General features: G+C 36.6%; 19 protein-coding genes. 15 read left to right on the top strand and 4 right to left on the bottom strand.

From position 1 onward, the window contains the following. Positions 1-62: 62 nt before the first annotated feature. Positions 63-674, bottom strand: coding sequence for a hypothetical protein (locus tag AC4AGG_RS06280; RefSeq protein ID WP_489771138.1), 612 nt, complete (start codon positions 672-674; stop codon positions 63-65). 85 nt (positions 675-759) lie between these two features. On the opposite strand from AC4AGG_RS06280, the gene AC4AGG_RS06275 reads away from it, so the two are divergent. Then, the gene (locus AC4AGG_RS06275) at positions 760-2274 is read left to right on the top strand and encodes a GH3 auxin-responsive promoter family protein (RefSeq protein ID WP_489771137.1); all 1515 of its coding nucleotides are present in this window, start codon (positions 760-762) and stop codon (positions 2272-2274) included. 59 nt (positions 2275-2333) lie between these two features. Then, positions 2334-2705, top strand: a complete 372-nt coding sequence (locus tag AC4AGG_RS06270; protein WP_489771136.1) for a hypothetical protein — start codon at positions 2334-2336, stop codon at positions 2703-2705. A 106-nt stretch (positions 2706-2811) separates the two neighbouring features. Here the strand turns inward: AC4AGG_RS06270 and AC4AGG_RS06265 are convergent, their stop codons facing one another. Then, the gene (locus tag AC4AGG_RS06265; protein WP_489771135.1) at positions 2812-3147 is read right to left on the bottom strand and encodes a DMT family transporter; all 336 of its coding nucleotides are present in this window, start codon (positions 3145-3147) and stop codon (positions 2812-2814) included. 58 nt (positions 3148-3205) lie between these two features. On the opposite strand from AC4AGG_RS06265, the gene AC4AGG_RS06260 reads away from it, so the two are divergent. From AC4AGG_RS06260 to AC4AGG_RS06200, 13 genes are all read left to right on the top strand, one after another. Then, positions 3206-4444: an MFS transporter gene (locus tag AC4AGG_RS06260; protein WP_489771134.1), complete on the top strand. Its 1239-nt coding sequence runs from the start codon at positions 3206-3208 to the stop codon at positions 4442-4444. A 97-nt stretch (positions 4445-4541) separates the two neighbouring features. Continuing rightward, entirely contained in the window at positions 4542-4931 is a 390-nt protein-coding gene (locus tag AC4AGG_RS06255) for a hypothetical protein (RefSeq protein ID WP_489771133.1), read from the top strand. A 53-nt stretch (positions 4932-4984) separates the two neighbouring features. Then, the gene (locus tag AC4AGG_RS06250; RefSeq protein WP_489771132.1) at positions 4985-7051 is read left to right on the top strand and encodes a T9SS type B sorting domain-containing protein; all 2067 of its coding nucleotides are present in this window, start codon (positions 4985-4987) and stop codon (positions 7049-7051) included. A gap of 124 nt (positions 7052-7175) precedes the next feature. Next, the gene (locus AC4AGG_RS06245) at positions 7176-9521 is read left to right on the top strand and encodes a T9SS type B sorting domain-containing protein (protein ID WP_489771131.1); all 2346 of its coding nucleotides are present in this window, start codon (positions 7176-7178) and stop codon (positions 9519-9521) included. Between the two features lie 154 nt (positions 9522-9675). Beyond that, complete coding sequence (gene dnaB / locus AC4AGG_RS06240; protein ID WP_489771130.1) at positions 9676-11256, top strand: replicative DNA helicase; 1581 nt, start codon at positions 9676-9678, stop codon at positions 11254-11256. 146 nt (positions 11257-11402) lie between these two features. After that, entirely contained in the window at positions 11403-11879 is a 477-nt protein-coding gene (gene rnhA / locus AC4AGG_RS06235) for a ribonuclease HI (RefSeq protein ID WP_489771129.1), read from the top strand. 100 nt (positions 11880-11979) lie between these two features. Continuing rightward, positions 11980-12609, top strand: coding sequence for an NAD(P)H-dependent oxidoreductase (locus tag AC4AGG_RS06230; protein WP_489771128.1), 630 nt, complete (start codon positions 11980-11982; stop codon positions 12607-12609). Positions 12610-12638: 29 nt separating this feature from the next. After that, positions 12639-14213: an L-aspartate oxidase gene (gene nadB, locus AC4AGG_RS06225; protein WP_489771127.1), complete on the top strand. Its 1575-nt coding sequence runs from the start codon at positions 12639-12641 to the stop codon at positions 14211-14213. Between the two features lie 23 nt (positions 14214-14236). Then, the gene (nadC, locus tag AC4AGG_RS06220) at positions 14237-15097 is read left to right on the top strand and encodes a carboxylating nicotinate-nucleotide diphosphorylase (protein WP_489771126.1); all 861 of its coding nucleotides are present in this window, start codon (positions 14237-14239) and stop codon (positions 15095-15097) included. Positions 15098-15298: 201 nt separating this feature from the next. Continuing rightward, the gene (locus AC4AGG_RS06215) at positions 15299-18037 is read left to right on the top strand and encodes a TonB-dependent receptor (RefSeq protein ID WP_489771125.1); all 2739 of its coding nucleotides are present in this window, start codon (positions 15299-15301) and stop codon (positions 18035-18037) included. An 86-nt stretch (positions 18038-18123) separates the two neighbouring features. Next, on the top strand, positions 18124-18567 hold the full coding sequence (locus AC4AGG_RS06210; protein ID WP_489771124.1) for a hypothetical protein: 444 nt from the start codon (positions 18124-18126) through the stop codon (positions 18565-18567). Between the two features lie 23 nt (positions 18568-18590). After that, a complete protein-coding gene (locus AC4AGG_RS06205) occupies positions 18591-19583 on the top strand; it encodes an aspartate-semialdehyde dehydrogenase (protein ID WP_489771123.1) in 993 nt (330 codons plus the stop codon). Between the two features lie 63 nt (positions 19584-19646). After that, the gene (locus tag AC4AGG_RS06200; RefSeq protein ID WP_489771122.1) at positions 19647-20654 is read left to right on the top strand and encodes a cation diffusion facilitator family transporter; all 1008 of its coding nucleotides are present in this window, start codon (positions 19647-19649) and stop codon (positions 20652-20654) included. A 118-nt stretch (positions 20655-20772) separates the two neighbouring features. Here AC4AGG_RS06200 and AC4AGG_RS06195 read toward each other — a convergent pair whose 3' ends face one another. Together AC4AGG_RS06195 and AC4AGG_RS06190 are read right to left on the bottom strand one after the other, a co-directional pair. Continuing rightward, complete coding sequence (locus AC4AGG_RS06195; RefSeq protein WP_489771121.1) at positions 20773-21348, bottom strand: DUF6705 family protein; 576 nt, start codon at positions 21346-21348, stop codon at positions 20773-20775. 18 nt (positions 21349-21366) lie between these two features. Beyond that, a complete protein-coding gene (locus AC4AGG_RS06190) occupies positions 21367-22983 on the bottom strand; it encodes a hypothetical protein (protein ID WP_489771120.1) in 1617 nt (538 codons plus the stop codon). Positions 22984-23050 lie beyond the last annotated feature (67 nt).

Below are 23050 nucleotides of genomic sequence, written 5' to 3'. Positions count from 1 at the left end.
CAAAGATACAACTTTATAAAAATAAGCTTCAGAGGCTTTAAAACCCGGAGAATAGAACTAATTTAATAAAGTCCATCTGATTTCATTTTTGTAAAGACCGTATTTGAAACCGTATCAGCTAAATTATTGATATCAGATGGGTTAGTTGCTGTTACCATACCAGACCAAATTAGTTCATCATTTGGAAACCTATATACACTTGTCTCTATCGAATATATAGTTTGCTTATTGTTATACCCCAAATTGAAGTCTAATCCAATTCCAGCGCTAAGATTACTGCCAAAACCCCAATACAACTGTGGACTAAGACCAACAGAGGGCGGACGAGAAGAGCCCGTGGTTTGATGATTTGCCAATCTAATGACAATTGCACCATTAAATCCATCGGCTATTAACTGAGTTCCAATATTTTTTTGGTCAATCTGAGCAAGAGGAGTCTTGAAATAAGCATAAGATGGCATTACTTTTCCAGGTATTTTTTTTACAAAAGCATCTTCCATAGTTCTTCTTTGCATATCATTATTATAAAGTGCTACAACCAAAATTTTATTCATTTTTTGTAGGGAACCATTAGAAGATAGACTTTTCCACGAGTTAGACATATCGGTTGATGGTGAACTCGCACACGAAATAAGGCACAACGCAATCAATGCGTAATAAATGTAAGTTTTCATAAAATAGGTTATTAATTTATACGCTAAATTATTAAATTTTAATTTAGTGGGAATTTATTTTTGAAAATTCAATTAAATTTGCTCAATGCTAAATTTCCTCAAAAATACCGCTGCAAAAATCTGGGCAAAAAAACATGTTGCTCAAGCTCAGGTTTACAAAGACAATGCAGTTCAGCAACAAGAAGAATTACTCCTAAATTTGGTAAAAACTGCTGAGAAAACATTGTTCGGTCGCGAACATCGTTTTGAAGAAATAAAGTCTGTTGAAGATTTTCAAAAAAATGTTCTGGTGTCGGATTATGAAGGTCTGAAGCCTTATATCGAAAGGGTTAAAAAAGGTCAACGAAATATCCTTTGGACAGACCATCCGGAATATCTTGCTAAAACTTCGGGGACCACTTCGGGTTCCAAATACATTCCTATTTCCAAAGAGGGAATCAAAAATCAGGTAGAAGCAGCGCAATCAGCCTTGTTTCATTATATCAATAAAAAACAATCTGCCGACTCTATCAGTGGGAAATGGATTTTTCTACAAGGAAGTCCAGAGTTGGAGGAAGTTAATGGAATTAAAGTCGGGCGACTTTCAGGGATTGTAGCGCATACGGTTCCAAAGTTTTTTCAGAAAAACCGTTTGCCAAGTTTTAAAACCAATTGCATTGAAGATTGGGAAACCAAAGTGGATAAAATTGTCGAAGAAACTGAGAGAGAAAATATGACGGCTATTTCGGGAATTCCGCCTTGGTTGATTATGTATTTTGAAAAATTGACGGAGCGAAATGGTAAAAAAATTAAAGAACTTTTTCCCAACCTCAGTCTAATTATTACGGGCGGTGTTAATTACGAGCCTTATCGTGAGAAAATGGAAGAGCTTTTGGGTGGAAAGGTAGATATAGTGCAGACTTTTCCTGCAAGCGAGGGATTTTTTGCGTTTCAAGATGATTACGAAATCGAAGGCCTTTTGCTTCAGACCAATCATGGTATTTTTTATGAATTCATTCCATTAGAGCAATATGGTCGCTTCGACTCCGCTCAGCAACCACAAAGGCTAACTTTAAAGGATGTTGAGCTCAACAAAGATTACGCTTTGATTTTGACCACTAATTCAGGGCTTTGGGCCTATTCTATTGGAGATGTGGTTCGGTTTGTTTCTAAAAATCCATATCGAATTGTTGTTTCAGGAAGAACCAAGCATTTTACTTCTGCATTCGGAGAGCATGTTATTGCGTATGAAGTAGAAGAAGCCATGAAAAGGACTGTTGAAAAATTTCCAGCTCAGATTACCGAGTTCCATTTGGCGCCACAAGTCAATCCTAAGAACAATGAACTCCCTTATCACGAATGGTTTATTGAATTTGAAAAAGAACCAGAAGATTTGGAAACCTTTAGAATGGATCTCGATTCTGAAATGCGAAATCTCAATACCTATTATGATGATTTGATTTCGGGAAATGTTCTTCAACCTTTGAAAATATCAGCTTTAAAAAAGAATGCCTTTCAGGAGTATGCTAAATCTCAAGGTAAATTAGGGGGACAAAACAAAATTCCACGTTTGGCAAACGACAGAAATATTGGTGAATTTTTAGAGAATTATCAAGTTTAAACTGAATAAATTTCTACAATAATTTTTTTTTTATACATTTGAGAAAATTAATTTTTGAAATGAAGACCAACTTTACTATCAAATCAATCCTTCTGTCTAGTCTTTTGATTCTTTCATCTTGTGGAACTGTAAAATATTCCAGCAACGTGAGTGAAAACGACTACTCCAACTTGCTTTCAGGAAAGAAATATTCCTTTAAACTCAATGGAGGAGCTTCTCAAAAGATGATTTTTTCGCATTTGACAAAGAATGAAATTTATGGTTTTGCGAGCAAAAATGATTCAACTCAGATATCTTTGGCTAAATCTGATGTAGCTGCAGTTAAAGACAGCAGACAATCAACTGCAATTGGAGTTGGAGCTGGAGTTGCTGCCGTAGGAGTTGCTGCAGTAATCATCAGTTCAACAAGAGCAACTAAAAACGACGATTAATTTTTCTGAAAAATTTAATTAGTTTTAAATAAAATATTGAAAGTTCCACTCGAGAAGAATGGAGCTTTTTTTGTCCTAAAATTTCAGAAATATTGGAGTGAAAGTTTTATTCACTCACCCACTTTAATCCAATGATGGAAATTATAAGTGTGGTCACAAAGAATATTCGCCAAAAGGTCGCTGGTTCTTTAAAGAAAAAAATCCCAACCAAAACGCTTCCTACCGCTCCAATACCTGTCCAAACCGCATAAGCTGTCCCAATGGGAAGCGCATTGTCTCCAGAAATTGATTTATACATCAAAAACATGGAGCAGAATAGCAAAACTCCGAAACCCAACCACCAAAGCACATTTTCCTTACCTGTTGATTCATTAGTTTTTCCTAAACAATAGGCAAAACCCGTTTCGAATAAGCCAGCGATAATAAGAATTATCCATTTCATTTGGCAAAATTAATTGTTTCGTTTTTAATATGAAGATACTTTCAATTATCTTTATCCGATGATTTCATTAGAACCTATTAAAACCCTAAAGATTACCGAATTCCGAAACCTGATGACAGGTCGTTTTTTTTTAATTCTTTCCTTCAGAATGCTAGCTACATTATTAGGATGGTGGGTTTATGCTTTAACGAAAGACCCTTTAGCGATTGGCATTATTGGTGCTGCAGAATTTGTTCCAGCTGTGGTTTCGGCTCTTTACGCAGGACATGTCATTGACAATACAGAAAAGAAACGATTGCTTCTTCTGTGTAACTATGCATATGTACTGCTTATTGGAGCCATGACTCTGCTATCATTTTACGTTAATACTAATAATACACTCACTAAGAAGGAAGTCACATATTGTATCTATGGTATTATTTTCTTAACTGGGATTTGCCGCGCATTTATAGGCCCTATTGTCCCATCAATGATTCCAAAAATAGTTGGAAAAGAGCGATTAGCAAACGCTATCACTATCAACCAAGCCACTTTCCTGACAGCCTCTGTATGCGGACATGCATTAGGCGGATTTTTCATCCATTGGTTCGATATCTCAGGGACCTTGGTTATCATTTTAAGTATAATGACTGCAGCTTCTCTTTTCTTTTGGATGATTAATAAACACTATTCTGAAAACAAGGGAATAAGATCCAATGTTATTGAAAGCATGAAAGAAGGTGTCGCCTACATCCTCAAAACAAGAGAAATTCTTGGAGCACTACTTCTAGACATGTTTGCGGTCTTGTTTGGAGGTGCAGTTGCGATGATTCCCGTATATGCAAGCGACATTTTGCATGTGGGAGCACAAGGATTTGGTTTTCTTAACGCCGCTTCTGATATCGGTTCAATGATCATTATTATCACCCTTTCCTTCATCCCTTTAAGAAAAAATCAAGGGAAGATATTACTTGCTTCTGTTGCTGGATTTGGACTTTGCATCATTGGTTTTAGTTTTTCTACTTGGTATGTTCTATCCTTCTTTTTCCTCATATTAAGTGGAATTTTGGATGGCATTTCAGTTGTAATAAGAGGAACTATTGTCCAACTAAAAACTCCAGAAAAAATCAGAGGAAGAGTACTATCCGTCAATTCTATTTTTATTATGTCTAGCAACGAATTGGGGCAATTTGAAAGTGGCGTCGCAGCAAAGCTCTTTGGAGTTGTCAAATCGGTAATCTTTGGAGGAAGCATGACTCTACTTATAACCATACTAGTTGGTAAGTACTTTCCAAAACTTAGAAATATGAGATATTAGTTTTTTATAACATTATCAATTACCAAAAACCAATTTTTTTGCCAATTATTTCCTTAGTTTATTAATATTTTTTTAAATTTGTTGAAAATCCATCAAAATGAAAAAGTTAATATTTACCCTTTTCCTTCTTGCAATATGTTCAACAGCTAATGCGCAAAGCTCCAAATCACAGATTGACAAGAGCATTTCCAAGATAGAATCTGCAAAAACAGCCAATGATTACGCAACAGTCTTCAATGATTTAACAAGTTTGAGAGGAAGCAACGTAGACGATAATTGGAAAATCTACTACAATGCCGCTCTTGCAAAGTATAAAGAAGTCGAGGCTCTTTTCGTTAATAAAAATTTAACCGAATTGAATGACAAAAACTGGATTGCATACAAATATGCAACTGCAGCTGAGGATATGAAAAAAGACAATGTTGATAGTAAAAAATTAGTAAAACTAATTGAAGATCAACAACAGAGAATCAAGAGTTTAAAGTAAAATCCTCTAGATTTTATTAGCTAACTTTCAATTAACTTTCTAACTTGACCCTTATGGAAAAAAAACTATATTTTCTACTCATTATTTTCCTCTCCTTTTTTGCCAAAGCTCAGTCTGACTGTCCATCTGCAATTCCAGTGTGTGGTAACTCAGGATTGGCATACACCCCAACAGGCCCAGGACTAATTAATGAGGAATTAGGTGGTTGTATGGCAACCGATGAAAGATTTACGGTTTGGTATACTTTCACAGTACAAACCGCAGGTACACTTGCATTTACCATTAATCCGAATGTCAGCAATGACGATTACGATTTTGCTGTCTATGGTCCCAATTGGTCATGTTCTCAGATTGGTAGCCCAACTGGCCAGCCTATTAGATGTAACTACTCTGGAACTAGAGGACAGACAGGATTAAGCCTTACAGTAGTTCATCCTACAGTAAATGGCGTGTGGAGTGGATTCCTTAACGTTTTACCTGGCGAAACCTATACTCTAGTTGTTGATAATTACAGTAGATCAACAAACGGCTTTACCTTATCTTGGACAGGGACAGCTGCATTAAGCTCTCCATTTAATGATCCTGCCATTCAGCCTAACCCATTTGTAGAACCTGGTCCAAACCAAGACGGGACTATTATTATTTGCGATGACCCAACTTTGTTTGACTTTTCTACATTAAGCGCTCAAATTATCAACTCTAACCCTAATTTCAGTGTAGAGTACTTTACTAATGCTAATGATGCACTTACAGGAAACAATCCAATTACTACTTCAATTTACGTTAATGATGGTGATCAATTTCACTATACGATAGGGTATACAGACCCTAACGATCCTAATAATGCAGCTAATGATTGTAAAAATTTTGGAACTATCACCTTCGAGCAGGGTAATATCACAACTGATGATGACACCCTAATAGAATGTAGTAATAATAATACTGGGGTGGCTCTTTTTGACTTAACAGAAGCAGATCTTTATTTTGATCCAAATGTTACTACCACCTATTACCCAACGCTTGCGGATCTTAATGCAGGAACTAATCAAATTACAAACCCAACAAGCTACACTTCAGCTGAAGGAAATGTCTTTGCTCTGGTATCGACATCAAATAATTGTACAGATATCTCTACGATAACTTTACAATTTTATACACTGATCCAAAACATGGATGACACGCTAACCACTTGTTATATTTCAGAAAATGAAGCAACTAAAGGTTTATTTGATTTAACAACAGCTAACGTTACAACTACAGGTGGGACTACTATGGTATATTATCCTACTCGAATAGATGCAGAGAATCAAACCAATAGCATTGCTGCTCCGGATGCTTACACCTCACCTAATTCAGCGGTGTATGTTAGAATCACTGATGCTAACGGATGTTGGAAGGTCTCTAAAATTAACTTAATCGTTACTCCACCACAATATTCCCCAGTTCTTAAAGATCAAATTATCTGTCTTGAAGATAGAGCAACTTTGGATGCTGGAACTGGCTATGACAGCTACGAATGGAGTACTGGTGATACAACACAATCCATCAGTGGAGTACCAATAGGAGATTATTATGTGGATCTAAGCTATAATGGATGTGTTACCAGACAAGCAGTGAAGGTTTACCCTTCATCTCATCCAGTGATTACAGCTGTTGACATTAAGAATAATACTATTACTGTATCTGTAGTTGGAGGACAAGCTCCATATAAATATTCATTAGATGGCATCATCTGGCAGGACTCTAATATATTTACCAATGTTCCTAGAGGTGTTAATGCCCTTTATATAAAAGATTCTTACGATTGTATACCTGTTACGATGGGACTTTTCGTTCCTAACTTGATCAATGCCATTACTCCAAATGGTGACAATATTAATGATTATATTGACTATTCTTCTCTTGCATTTTCGAAAGAATTTAAATTCAGCATCTTTGACAGATATGGAACAAAGGTAGCAGAAGGGAATAAAGATACTGGCTACAAATGGTACGGAAAAGATGCGCAAAATAAGGATAATGTCCCTACAGGCACTTACTGGTACACTGTTGTATGGAAAAACGGAGACAACGTTCTATTACAATATTCCAATTGGATACTTGTAAAAAATAGAGATTAAATCTATTATTATAAAAAACTGGAAATAATCATCTCTGTTCTGAGATGATTATTTCCAGTTTAAAAAGCAAATGTCCTGTGAAGGATATTTAAAAAAATCACATTAGTCGATTAATAAAATAATCATGAAAAAACTATTTTACTTTTTACTATTCATATCAGCTCATTTAGCATACGGACAATCAGATTGTTCTTCTGCACTTCCCGTTTGCGGCAATTCGGATATTTCTTACACTCCTTCTGGCCCTGGCTCAGTAGATGAGGAGCTTGGAGGTTGCTTAAGCTCGGATGAAAACTTTACTGTCTGGTATTCCTTTACCGCTGCTACAACAGGAACACTAACCTTCACAATAAATCCTAACGTTTTTGCGGATGATTATGATTTTGCTGTATATGGCCCCAACATTCCTTGCTCACAGATAGGGACACCAACAGGACAACCAATCCGATGTAATTATTCAGCAGCGGATGGCCCTACTGGTTTGAGTTCAACAGCAACCTCACCTTCGGAGACTGCAGGCGGACCAGCCTTTAGTTCAGCATTAAATGTTGTTGCGGGAGAAACATATTATTTGGTTGTTGATAATTTCTCGCAATCGGCAAATGGATTCTCTATGACTTGGGGAGGCACGGCTACATTAGATTCTGCCTTCGATGATCCAACATTACAACCTAACCCATTTATAGAACCGGGACCAAACCATGATGGAGAAATCCTTGTCTGTGCAGACCCAACACTATTCGATTTCTCTACCCTATCATCGGGAATACTTAACGGAAATCCAAATTTCGTAATCAATTACTATCACAATGTTAACGATGTGCTGACGGGGACAAGCCCGATTACAACACCCATTAACGTATTGACCAGCAACACTTATTATTACGCAATAAATTACAGCGACCCAACTAACCCTAACAATCCAATTAATAATTGCAAACAAACTAATACCATCAACTTTATTCAAGGCGCGATAACTCCAAGTAATGTGACGATTTTCGGTTGTAATAATAAAGAGGTAGGATCGGCAACGTTTGACCTAACCACTGCTGTTCTTTTTACAGGAACAGGAACGACAACTCAGTATTATGCTACATTGACAGATGCGCAAGCTGGAACCAATGCAATTAGCAATGCAACGACTTATACTAGTGCCGAAACCACAGTGTATGGTGTTGTCACTACACAACAAGGTTGTTCGGGAATCGGAACAATAACTTTAGCTTTTTACCCTCAATTACCACTAACAACAGGACACATCTATGCTTGTAACAATAATAATTCTGGAGTAGGAATTTACGATTTAACAAGCGCCAATATATCTGCAGCCTCAACTTGGACTTCGGTATTCTACCCCACTTACACAGATGCTATTAATGCAACCAATCAGATTTCAAATGCTACTTCTTATCAAGCAACAGGAGGACTTGTATATGCGGTTGTTACCAACACTATAGGCTGTCAATCGGTAGTGTCCATTGAGTTAGACTTCCATCCAACTTTCACTGTTTACAGCGATGAAGTCAAAGCTTGTTTTGAAGAGTTGACCCCAACAATGGGATTTTTTGATTTAACGTCAGCAAATGTAACGGCAATAACAGGTGCTACTTACGAATATTTCCCAACTTTAACTGACGCTCTTAATAACACCAATATGATATTAAGTAGTGCTACTACAGCATACCCTTCCTCCAATAGAGATATCTATGTTAAGGTAACTAATACCACTGGCTGTTGGGAAATTGCAAAACTCACCCTTACAGTTATCCCACCGACTTATTCATCAGTATTACAAGACAAAACCATCTGTATTGAAGACTACACAAGTCTTGATGCTGGAAGTGGTTTTGCTTCTTATACTTGGAATACAGGAGACACTACACAGTCAATTAGTCATGTCGGAATTGGCACTTATTGGGTAGATTTAGAAAGCAGTACAACAGGATGTATTTCAAGACAAAAAGTAACCGTTTCACCTGCACAAAATCCAGTTGTCACCTATCTAGACATTAACAATAATACCGTCACTGTTACTGTCAATGGTGGAACTCCTCCTTACAAATATTCATTAGATAATATAGTATGGCAAGAATCCAATGTTTTTACAATCGTACCTAGAGGACTTAACACCATCTATCTTAAAGATTTTTATGACTGCGAACCTGTTTCAACAGAACTTACCGTTCCTAACTTTGTCAATGCCATTACACCAAACGGAGACAATGTTAACGACTACATAGACTACTCTGCCCTATCGTATAAAAAGGATCTCAAAATTGACATCTTTGACCGATATGGAAACAAAATTGCAGAAGGTAACAAATCCAATTTCTATAAATGGAATGGAAGAAGTGCAGGAGGCAAAAGAGTATCCACGGGAACTTACTGGTATGTGGTAACTTGGACCGAACCAGGTAATGGGAAACAGTTTAAATATTCCAACTGGATTCTCGTCAAAAATAGAGAGTAAGACAAAATTTTAAATAATTTAAAAGCACCTAATTACTGGGTGCTTTTTTTATTAACAATCATTTATTTTGACAGTCAATACCTTATGCCTCAACTAGCTATTTTTGTTAGCTACTTATGGAAAAACGAAATTCAAAAAAAACTATATTTGTACCATGCCAGAAAAAGACAAATTACCTTCAGTAAATAATAAAGATTACGCCCGAGAGCTATCTATTTCTTCGGGGAAGATGCCTCCCAATGCGGTAGATTTTGAAAGACTTGTAATAGGAACCTTTTTAATTGATAAAAAAGGCTTGGACTATTCTTATGATTTACTTTCTCCTGAAGTTTTTTACGACCCAAGACATCAGACCATTTATGGTGCGATCCTTAAGTTGTACGAAGAAAACCACCCTGTGGATTTGGCAACTGTAATCAATGAATTAAAAAAAACAGAAAAATTAAGTCTTGCTGGTGGTGACCATTACCTCATCGACTTAACTTTAGGAGTTTCTTCCAGCGCACACATTGAGTACCATGTAAGAATTATCTTAGAAAAATTTATTCTAAGAAAACTCATCAACATTTCTGGCGATGTGATTGAGAACTCTTACAAAGAAGCGACTGACGTTTTTGAACTTTTGGATCAAGCAGAACAGTCCTTTTTTGACATTACCAATGGAACGATTAAAAAAGGATTTGACAAAGCAAATTCCTTAGTAAAACAAGCACTGGAAGGTATCAAGGCCCTTAAAGACAAAGAAGGTCTTTCGGGTGTCCCTTCGGGTTTCAAAGCTTTGGATGAAATGACAGGAGGTTGGCAAAATTCTGACCTTATTATTGTGGCAGCACGTCCTGCGATGGGTAAAACAGCATTTATTTTGTCGATGGCGAGAAATATGACCGTTCAACATAAAGTTCCGTTAGCATTGTTCTCTTTAGAGATGGCATCCGTTCAGTTGATTACAAGGATGATCTCTTCTGAAACCAATATTTCCACAGAAAAATTAAGAAAAGGAACGCTGACAGACGAAGAATGGAGCCGACTATTTCATAATGTATCCGAATTAGAAAATGCACCTTTATATATTGACGAAACCCCTTCCCTTTCGGTTTTTGACTTTAGAGCCAAATGTCGAAGATTGGTAATGCAGCATGGCGTTAAAATTATCATGGTAGACTACCTTCAGTTAATGACCGCTAATCAAGGAAAAGGAGGAGGAAACCGAGAGCAAGAGATTGCGACAATTTCTCGATCTTTGAAGGCGATTGCAAAAGAATTAAACGTTCCTGTTATAGCATTATCTCAGCTTTCGCGTAGTGTTGAAAACCGTCCAGGAAAAAGACCTCAGCTTTCTGACTTAAGGGAATCTGGAGCGATTGAGCAGGATGCGGATATCGTTTCGTTCATCTTCCGTCCAGAGTATTACAAAATTAACGTTTGGGACAACGATCCAGAAGACGCACAGACATCCACTGAAAACCAAGCCGAAATTATCTTGGCAAAACACAGAAATGGTTCCGTTGGTGAAGCCAGACTTTCATTCCTTAAAAATTTCGGAAAATTTACCGATTTGCAACTTGGAAATTACATGGGCTATCAGCAATCTAATTTCGAACAGATTGACCAACCAGGTGGTTTCGATAGGATTTCGGTGACTGGCGACCCTAAAAGCAGTTTCGACCTACCGAGTAACTCCAATCTTTCAGGATCATCTATGAATGATTTTGACGATGATGATTTCCCTTACTAAGACATGAATGATAATTGATGGATAATAAGTGATACATACTTTCACTATTCAATTCCCAAAATTTTGGATCTAAAAGAAGTTTTTGGAAAATTTTGTGCACTTTCGGAAACCACTCATTACCAATCACTTATTGCATATCAAAAAAAATGAAGATTGAAATTTTTACAGACGGCGCTTGCAGCGGTAATCCCGGAAAAGGTGGTTACGGAATTCTTATGCGCGTTCCTGAAAAAAATTATGAAAAAGAATTTTCTAAAGGTTTCCGAAAAACAACCAACAACCGAATGGAACTTTTGGCGGTGATTGTTGCTTTAGAAAAATTAAAATCCAATGAAAACGACATCCATGTCTACACAGACAGCAAGTACGTATCGGATGCCATCAATCAAAATTGGATTTTTGGATGGAAAAAGAAAGGTTTTCAGAAAATCAAAAACCCTGATCTTTGGAAAAGATTTTATCCTCTTTTTCAAAAATTCAATCCAAAATTCCATTGGATCAAAGGTCATAATGGTCACCCCGAAAATGAGCGATGCGATCAACTTGCCGTAAAAGCCGCCAATTCTGACAATTTGGAAATAGACGAGTACTTCGAAAACCCCGAAGAAGGCGGATTGTTTTAGTTAAACTGAGTTGGATTTTTAATAAGTCCCCGTCCCAATAGGTAGATTATTCCTAAAATTGATAATTCATCAACTCGCAACAAATATTTATATTTGTTTCATGAACTATATCGACGCGCTCAACAAAAGATATTCCGTAAAAAAATTCGATTCCGAGAAAAAAATACCAAAAGAGACTCTTGATAACATTCTACAAGCTGGAAGATTATCCGCAAGTTCTCTTGGTCTTCAACCTTATAAAATACTTGTTATCGAAAGTGAGGAAATGAAACAAAAAATTACGCCTGCTTTCTATAATCCCTCACAAATTTCCACTTGTTCGCATTTAATCGTTATTCTAACCAAGAAAAACATTGATGAAAATTATGTTAACGGATATTTTCGACATATTTCTGAAGTAAGAGAAACTCCTTTGGAACAACTCGAACCATTCAGAAAAAGTATCTCATTCTATTTGGAAAAACACGATCACTATGACATGAAGTTATGGAATGAGAAGCAAAGTTATATCGTGCTTGGCAACCTGATGTTTGCAGCAGCTCTCGAGGAAGTTGACACCTGTCCGATGGAAGGTTTCATTCCTGATAAAATGGAAGAAATACTCAACATTGATACCGAAAACGAATCTATTACCGTCACTCTTGCTCTCGGCTACCGTGCAGAAGACGACCTATTTCAAAATTTCAAAAAAGTAAGAAAACCCGAAGACAAATTATTTCTATTTTTGTAACTAAATATTTCACCCTCTAAAATCAATTCATGATAAAAGCAGACGTCTTGGTCATCGGTTCCGGAATATCCGGTTTGTCCTATGCCATTAAAATTTCTGAGCAAATGCCAGAAGCCAAAATCGTTATCGTGACCAAATCCGATGAAGACGAAAGCAATACCAAGTATGCTCAAGGCGGACTTGCGGTTGTCACCGACTTCTCAAAAGATAATTTCGAAAAGCATATCCAAGACACCATGAGAGCCGGAGACGGCGAAAACAACCGTGAGGTAGTGGCGATGGTCATTAAGGAAGGCCCTCATCGATTTCAAGAATTGGTAGATTGGGGAACTCAGTTTGATAAAGAAAATGATGGTGATTACAAATTAGGAAGAGAAGGCGGTCACACCGAAAACCGAATTGTTCATCACAAAGATATTACAGGCTTCGAAATTGAAAGGGCCTTATTGGAGACCGTAGAAAGATCTCCCAATATCGAAATGTTCGATTATCACTACGTGATTGACCTCATTACAGAACACCATGTACCTGGAAAAGAGCTTAACCAAGATAACATCCATTGTTACGGAGCTTATGTTCTTGACCAAAAAGCAAAAAAAGTAAAAAAAATCACTGCTAAAATTACTTTAGTCGCAACTGGCGGTGCAGGTCATGTTTACAAAAATACCACCAATCCAATTATCGCTACTGGTGACGGAATTGCCTTTGTACATCGTGCAAGAGGAAAGGTTTCCAACATGCAGTATTATCAATTCCATCCAACAGCTATGTTTTCTAAAAGGGACGGAATGCTATTTTTGATTTCAGAAGCAGTTCGTGGTGATGGAGCCAAATTGAGAACAAAAGATGGTCAACCATTTATGAGCAAATACGATGAAAGAGAAGAGTTAGCCTCCCGTGACATTGTAGCAAGAGCCATCGACAGCGAAATGAAAATCACGGGTGACGAATATGTTGGGCTGGATTGCCGACACATGGATCAACAAAAATTCAAGGAACATTTTCCCAATATTTATCAAAAATGCTTGGATGAAGGCATAGACCCATTTCAACAATTAATTCCCGTTGTTCCTGCTTGTCATTATTTAATGGGCGGAATCGACGTTGATATGGACGGGCAAAGCTCTATTAAAAACCTCTTCTCAGTTGGAGAATGCACTAATTCAGGGTTGCATGGAGCCAATAGATTGGCCTCCAATTCTCTGTTAGAAGGATTGGTTTTTGGCCATAATGCTGCAATAAAATCTGTTGAATTATTAAAGCAAGACCAATTTAACTATGCTGATTTGGAAGCAATCCCAGAATGGAATGAAGAAGGAATGAAAATGATGGACGAAATGGTTTTGATAACATACCTCAGAAAGCAATTACAAGAAATGATGAGCGACTTGGTTGGGATTGTGAGAAGTAACGAAAGACTTCAAATTGCGAAGAAAAAGCAAGAGGAAATCTTCGAAGCAGTGACCGAGTTGTACAACTATTCGATTATGTCGCCGCAACTTTCAGAACTCCGAAACTTAGTCAACGTTTCTTATTTGATTATTAAGCATTCGATTCAAATGAAAGAAAACAAAGGTGCTTTTTTCAATAAAGATCTTCAATAACATCAGTATAAAAAATTAAAAAGATGCAAACTCCTCCATACGTAACCAAAGAAGCTTTAGAATTATTTATTAAAAATGCTTTGGCTGAAGACCTTCAAGATGGTGATCATTCAACACTATCGACCATACCAGAAAATCTCGAACAAAGTGCTAAATTATTGGTCAAACAAGATTGCGTCCTCGCTGGAGTTGAGTTAGCTCAGATTATTTTCAAGTATTTTGACGAAGACATGAAAGTAGAAGCCTTCAAAAAAGATGGAGAAGAAGTTAAATATGGTGATATCGCATTTATTGTCACAGGAAAAGCACGTTCAATCCTTTCCGCCGAAAGGCTTGTCCTCAACTGTATGCAACGCATGAGCGGAATCGCAACCCTAACAAAAGACTGGAGCAAGGAATTAGAAGGAACCCACACGAGGTTATTAGATACCAGAAAGACCACCCCTAATTTTAGAATCTGCGAAAAATGGGCGGTCGCCATTGGTGGAGGAACCAATCATAGATACGGATTGTATGATATGATTATGTTGAAGGATAACCATATTGATTACAACGGAAATATCACCAATGCTGTAAAAATGGCAAAAGATTATCTTCAAAAAAATAATCTTCCGCTCAAAATCGAAGTTGAAACCCGTAATTTAGAAGAAGTTAAAGAAGCAATCTTAGCTAATGTTGACCGAATCATGTTGGACAACATGGATAACGAAACGATGAAAAAAGCGGTTGAACTCATTGGCGACGCATCAGAAACCGAAGCTTCAGGTGGAGTTACGAAAGATAGATTAAAATCTATTGCTGCAACTGGAGTCGATTACATTTCGGCAGGTGCATTAACCCATTCCGCCGAAAATATGGACTTGAGTCTGAAAGCTTTAAAGTAATTTAACTACAATTAACTAAGTATTTTACTTAGAACTATTCCAAATTGAAACGTATTTTCGTAAACAAGAAGCCACAATCGACTTATTATCAAATAATTAAAATACTACAAGTGTTAAATTATGTATGTTAACATTTAGTTAACATACCTTAACTCATACATTTCTAATTTTGCACAAATTATTTTAAATAAATTAGGAATCATGAATTTAAAAAGAATTCAAAAACCATTGCTTACAGGGGCATTTATGTGCACAGCAGTAAGCTTTTTTTATGCCCAATCTGGCGATACAATCAAATCTGAGAAAAACATCGAAACGGTTGTAATTACAGGTGTTGCGGATATTGCAAAGGATAGAAAAACTCCTGTAGCAGTATCAACAATCAAAGAGGCTCAAATAGTTGAAAGACTTGGTAACCAAGAATTTCCAGAAATTCTGAAGTCAACCCCTTCAATTTATGCAGCTAAAGGTGGTGGTGGATTTGGAGATGGAAGAATGAACATTCGTGGTTTTGACACCAACAACACTGCAGTTATGATTAATGGTGTTCCCGTAAACGACATGGAAAACGGTGCTGTATATTGGTCTAACTGGTTAGGTCTATCTGACGTAACTTCTGCAATGCAGATACAAAGAGGGCTTGGAGCATCAAAATTAGCAATTGCCTCTGTTGGAGGAACTGTTAATATTGTAACAAGAGCAGCTGATAAAAAAAGAGAAGGTAATGTAATGGTAGGGCTTGGTAATGATGGATACCTTAAATCAATGTTCTCTTACAACACTGGTAAAAACGCAAAAGGATGGTCTGCATCATTTTTGATGGGTAGAACAGCTGGAAATACTTACATTGATGCTTCTCAATTTGAAGCATATAACTACTATTTTGCTTTAGGTTTCCAACCAAACAAAAAGCATGACTTGCAGTTTACTTTTACTGGTGCTCCTCAATGGCACATGCAAAATTTCCAAAGTTCTATAGCAACTTTCTTAGATATGGGTGATGGCAAATTAGATAAAGTTTATGCTGCTGATCCTAACAGAAAATATAACTCGAACTGGGGATATTTGAACGGGGAAGAATACTCGCAATCAATCAACTTTTATAGCAAACCTGTAGCTTCAATCAACTGGGACTGGAACATTTCAGAAAATTCTAAATTGTCAACAGTGGGTTATGCTTCTTGGGGAAGAGGTGGAGGAACAGGTGTAATTGGAAGCATCAATGGTACAAATATTAATAGTCTACCTAAAACAGAAGACGGGCTTATCAGATTTGATGATATAGTTGCATGGAATCAAGGTCAAGCAGTGACTTGGAATCCTTCTGTTGGTGCAGGAACAGGTATTAACAAAGTCAATACTACTCCAGGTGTTGCGACAAGAACCAATGGCTTAGTTAGAAGAGCAAGTATTAATTCTCATGACTGGTATGGTATCCTATCTAATTTCCAACATAAAATCAATGATAACTGGAATTTCTCTGCTGGTTTTGACGGAAGATATTATTATGGTTATCACCCAGGCGTACTTACTGATCTTTGGGGTAATACAAAATATGTTGAAAAAGACAACAAGAATATCCCAGCAGGTTATGACGTAACTTTAGTTCAAAATGCAGCTCCTTCAGCAAATCCTTTTGTAAAGGCGGTAAAAGACAAAAATCAGATTGTTTATCGTAACTATGACGGAGAAGTTCTTTGGGGAGGCCTTTTTGGACAAGTAGAATATTCTAATAATAATCTTTCGGCTTTCGTTCAAGCATCTGCATCTGAGCAGGGATTTAGAAGAATTGACAACTGGATTATTGATGGAGTAACCATTCAACAAGGTCAAACAGTCAACACGAAGACCGATATGAAATATATCTTTGGATATAACGCAAAAGCCGGGGCCAACTATAACATTAATGAGCACAACAATGTATTTGTAAATGTTGGATACTACTCTAAGCAACCAAACTTCAACTCTGTTTATAATTCGCCACTTGCTCCAGCTACATCGGCTAACCAAGCATACAATACTAATGACGGTAGAGCAACTGGTAATCAACAAATTGTAAATTCAAGATTGACGAACGAAAAAATTGCTTCTGCTGAATTAGGTTATGGTTTTAGAAGTAGAATCTTCAATGGAAATGTCAATTTATATTATACTTCTTGGAAAGATCGTTACCAAAGGTTTACTGGGTTATCAAATATAACAACAGGTGGTGTTACTTATAATAGACCATATGCAAACGTAAATGGTATTGATGAAACTCACATGGGAGTAGAATTTGAAGGTACTCTGAAAGTGACAGATTACCTTACATTCAACGGAATGTTCTCTATTGGAGACTGGTTCTACAAAGGCGACGCTTATGGAACACTAATGGATGATAACGGAACAGTAATCGTTGTGGATGGCAAAGAAGAGGGAACTTTCAAACTAGACGATGTTAAAGTTTCCGATGCTGCTCAAAATACTGCTGCATTAGGATTTACTGTAAAGCCAATCAAGCAATTAAGCATTTTTGGTAACTGGAATTACTACAATAACTATTATGGTCAAATCAACTTCAGTGATTTCTTAGTTAAATCTGATGGATCTATATCCAATAACGGGAAAAAAGGTTCATTAGAATATCCTAGCTATAATCTTTTCGATCTTGGTTTGTCTTTTACATTTAATGTTGGAAACAACCAAAAGTTAATTCTTACAGGGAACGTGTACAACTTGCTTGATACCACTTATATTTCTGATGGTAAATCTTCTACTCACGTTAAAGAGTTATCGGATTTTACTACTACAACTTCTGGTGGTGTTACAACAACTGCAGAACAGAAATACCAAACTTACTTGAATACTCCATCTAACTTCTATAAAGGATTAGACACAAGTAACACCGTATACTTCGGTTTCGGAAGAACATGGTCAGCTTCTGTATCATATAGATTCTAATAAGTAAAACTTATTATTATACATCAAATCCCAGCGAAATGCTGGGATTTTTTTATATTTGCACCTAATAATTTTAGATTAACAATATGGATTTCAATTTGATGCTTAATGCCCACCGAGGATTCGCATATCTCATTCTTTTAACCACCGCCATTTTCGTTATTGCGCTATTAGCAACTATGTTTGGATACTCTGGTAAAATTTCAAAATTTCTTAGAAAATCTACCCTTTTTACGATGATTTTCTTCCACACACAGGCGCTCATTGGATTGGTGATGTTGTTTTTCTTTTCACCGGGATTTGAGGCTGCAAAAGCAAGTGGACAACTAATGAAAGATGCTACTCTTAGAAACATGTATGTAGAACATCCAACAGCAATGATTATTGCCGCTGTTCTCCTTACTGTTTTCAACAAAAAAATAAAAACAAATGACAAAATGCAGATGACTTGGGTTATCATGGCTTTCGTCGCTCTTGCCTTAATGTTATGGGCTTTCCAATGGGGGAGACTCTTTGGAACTTCTATTTAATTTTTAACCATTTTAATGTATATATGAAAGTCGCAGTTGTTGGTGCCACCGGAATGGTTGGCCAGGTAATGTTAAAAGTTCTTGAAGAACGTAATTTTCCAATCACTGAATTAATTCCTGTTGCCTCAGAAAAATCTGTTGGCAAGAAGGTTAATTATAGGGGAAACGATTTCACTATTGTTTCTATGCAAGACGCAGTTAATATGAAACCAGAAATCGCTATCTTTTCTGCAGGTGGAGGAACATCTTTGGAATGGGCGCCTAAGTTTGCAGAAGTGGGTACGTTTGTAGTAGACAATTCTTCCGCTTGGAGAATGGATCCAACTAAAAAATTAGTTGTGCCAGAAATCAATGCTGACGCAATCACTAAGGACGACAAGATTATTGCTAATCCTAATTGTTCAACCATTCAAATGGTAATGGCGATTAATCCTCTACATAAAAAGTATAAGATCAAACGTATTATAGTATCCACTTACCAATCCGTTTCTGGAACTGGGAAAGCGGCTGTTGACCAACTTAATGCTGAAATTGCAGGAGATCATTCAGTTCCAAAAGTTTATCCTTATCAAATCTTCAAAAACGCTTTACCACAATGTGATGTGTTTGACGAAGACGATTATACAAAGGAAGAATTAAAGTTGATGAAGGAACCTAAAAAAATCATGGGTGACGATTCTTTGAAAATAACAGCAACGGCAGTAAGGATTCCTGTACAAGGAGGACATTCCGAAAGTATTAACTTAGAATTTGAAAATGACTTTGATATGGATGAAGTCAAAGCAATTTTAAGTAATACACCTGGGGTGGTTCTACAAGACGACCCTGCTAACAAAGTATATCCTATGTGCTTTTATTCTGAAGGAAAAGACGAGGTTTTTGTAGGAAGGCTGAGAAGAGACCCTTCACAACCCAATACCCTCAATATGTGGGTAGTTGCAGACAACCTACGGAAAGGAGCAGCAACCAATGCGGTGCAAATCGCAGAGTACTTGGTCGCTCAAAAATTTGTATAAAACACAATCCCGCAGAACAGCGGGATTTTTTGTTAGACTATTAAAACTTTTATTATTTCATTCATGAAACCTGAAGCTAATCAAGATAAAGCCAATTTTATTTTTCAACGAAATGTTGCCATTGTAGGAATCATTCTTTTTGTTGGAAAACTCATTGCTTGGCAATTAACCAATTCCGATGCAGTATTTTCTGACGCTATGGAAAGTATCGTCAACATCATCGCCGCATTTATGGGACTTTATTCTCTACATCTTGCCTCAAAACCCAAAGATTTAGAACATCCTTATGGACATGGAAAAATAGAATTTGTGACCTCCGGAGTCGAAGGCGCACTTATTATTTTTGCAGGGGTTATGATTATTGTAGAGTCTGTTAATTCTCTTATTTCAGGAGTCAAACTCGACAAACTTGATTACGGAATTTTCATTATCGCAGGAACGGCCATCGTCAATTATCTAATGGGGTACATTTCGTACCAAAAAGGATTGAAAGACAATTCACTCGTGCTTCAGAGTTCTGGAAAACACCTGCAAAGTGATACAATTACAACGGGAGGAGTCGTAATTAGTTTAATCATTGTGTATTTAACCAAACTTTATTGGTTAGACGCTGTGGTTGCCTTAGTTTTTGGAGCCTATATCATGTTTGTTGGATATAAGATTATTAGAAAATCATTAAGCGGAATCATGGATGAAGCTGACCTTGACATGTTGGGTCGATTGGCAAAATTTCTTGAAGAAAACCGTAAGCCACAATGGATTGACATCCACAATACGAGAATTCAACAACACGGAAGTCGCCTGCATATTGACGCCCATGTTACCCTTCCTTACTACGATTCGCTTCGAGAATCACATGAAATCATGGAAGATATGATTAAACAAATTGCTGCTAACACAGACCGAAAAGTAGAATTTAACTTCCACATGGATGATTGCAAGCCTTTTTCATGTGAAATATGCTCCCTTTCTATTTGTAAAGAGCGTCAAAAAGCTTTTGTAAAAAAATTAGAATGGACAGCCGAAAGAATATCCCAAACTGATAAGCATCAAGTGGGAAAAAATTCTTGATACCTTCGAATAAAACAAAGAGGCTATCAAAAAACATAGCCTCTTAAGTATCTTTCTATTCCTCAAGATTGTAAACTCTCCTCAACTTTAAAATAATCGGCAAACATCATCCCAAATACTAATGCTTGGTAAATATAAGATTATCAGTATTTGGAAGATAAACCGTCTTATCTGTCCCAACTGGACAATTATCCGAAAGCCCTCCATTTGGACGATAGTCCCAAGAAAGCTGTGTATTACTAATCTTTCTTAGGATTATTTTCCCAAAACCAATAGAACAATTAGTGCCAGAATATACAAATGATAATATATTACTATGGTTTCCTTTAAATCGTAAACTTTCAATTTCATTAATTCCTGAAGATAATAAGCTGTTCTGTGTATCCTGAACTATTATACCAGTACTATTTTGTATAATATACTTTATAACAATGACATCCCGATAAAAAATTTTATCACCATATTTTACTTGTTTGTCAACTACTTTTGTTAAAAAAAGTTTAATCAAGTATCCATCATAATAAGCATGATATTCGCCCACGAATTGAGACAATTGGTTATCAAGATCTTTCATATGTGCAAAATTTGGAATAGTATTATGATCTGTATTCAAAGGATAAATTTGCTGAGCCTTACAAGAAATAGCAAAAAAAACTATAATAAGGCAACCCCGTAGTACTTTAATTTTTTTCATAATGTTTGGTTTTTATGTTTAAGGACAAGCAACTTCTACTGGTAATCCAGTAATAGCATCTATATTTACATTTAGCACTCCCCCTCCATCATCCACACGTTGTAAAGACACTTTATTTTGCATTCCCATTTTTTGTAGCGTATTAAAAAATAGTTTTTCTAATCCTTTAATATTTAATTTTATTCCACCGTTATCAGAATAATTAGAATTCTCACTTAAAAAATCTTCCTCTTCCACATACCACCTCTCTAATTCTTCAATGTTCCAAGAACTATAAACAAAATTAGTCAATTCTTGCACACTTCCAGTAAATCTAATAATATAATGTTGATATGTATAGCCTCCCGTACATGTACCACAAACTTCAGATGAAATTACACCAAAAAAAGCGTTAATAATTTCATTCATTGGTTGTGCGATTCCATATTGAAGTAATTTTTTGATATCACTTGGAGAAAATATCTTAATACCGCGACCGAAAGGATGGTTATGATACCCTCCTTGATAGCCTGCAGTTGGACCTAAAGCTACTTCATAATCCCCGCCGTCTATCATTGCAGAAGATGTACCATCTGCACTTATATTAAACCCTTGTTCTCCCTTTACTTTAGATTTTTCTTTAAGCAAATCTACTTTTCCTTGAATCTCAGTATTTTCTTGTATAGTCTTTGTTTTTGTGCATGGATCATCTAAGCGTGGATGTCCAATTAGTACAACCCCAGAACCATCATTACATTGACTAGACAATCGTCCGTAAGAAGTAAACGTACCGTCCGCAGCAATTGAAAATGTTCTTAGTGCTCTATGACCACAACCATTTACAAAAACTCCAATACCATGCCCGTTTCCATCGGTCGCTAAAACAGATGCTAATACCCAATTATCATCTGTGCAATTACCTATAGGGGGTTCAGTACTTCCTGAGCTGCCCCCGCCTCCACCTCCCCCGCTTATTGGACCTGAGGGGTAACTCGGCCATGATGGGTACCCTGGATTTGTGGGATAACTGTTATTAGGTGGTATTTCTATACCAGAAAAATCTCCTCCCCCTCCTCCTGGACTCCCAGAAGAAGGATACCCTGGCTCGGAAGAGCAGGGACTTTGCCCATCTATAAAGCTCACAGACGATATTAGCGCACCCTGTAGACTATATGCGCTTATTCTCCCTGAAAATTTTTGGAATACATCAAAAGGATTATCTCCATAAGGGATATCCGATAAATATTCTAAAACTTTTGCTTCAATAATTTTTCCATCAACTTCTTTTGCTTCAAAATTGTAAATGGTATTTTCATCACCTGTATTTTCGAGATTGAAAATATAATAGTTACAATCCTTTTCGATTTTCTTCAGAATAATCGAACTTTCCAAATTAGCAAAATCAATGTTTCCTCTTGCAAGCGAGGAGTTGCTAAGATTTTCTTTCAAAGGAATCTTTAGATCATTCCTCCCTGTTTTGACTTTAACAAAACTTGTAACATTAGGAATATCATCTAATTGTACTAACTCAAATTTTGAAGCATTGGTATTATATTCATGATCCTGATCCTTCAAAACATCTTGCCTACAACTAAAGACAAGTAACATAAAACTCATCAATAAAATGAGTTTCTCCCATTTTGTGTTTTTTGACATGTGTTTTTTATTTTAAATTTATGTCTACTCTAAAAAAACATAAATAGAAAACTATTTTACTAAAGTA

The sequence above is a fragment of the Chryseobacterium sp. CG10_8 genome (assembly GCF_058117085.1).
The sequence above is the reverse complement of the archived record's forward strand: the minus strand, read 5'-3'. Positions and strand labels throughout refer to the sequence as shown.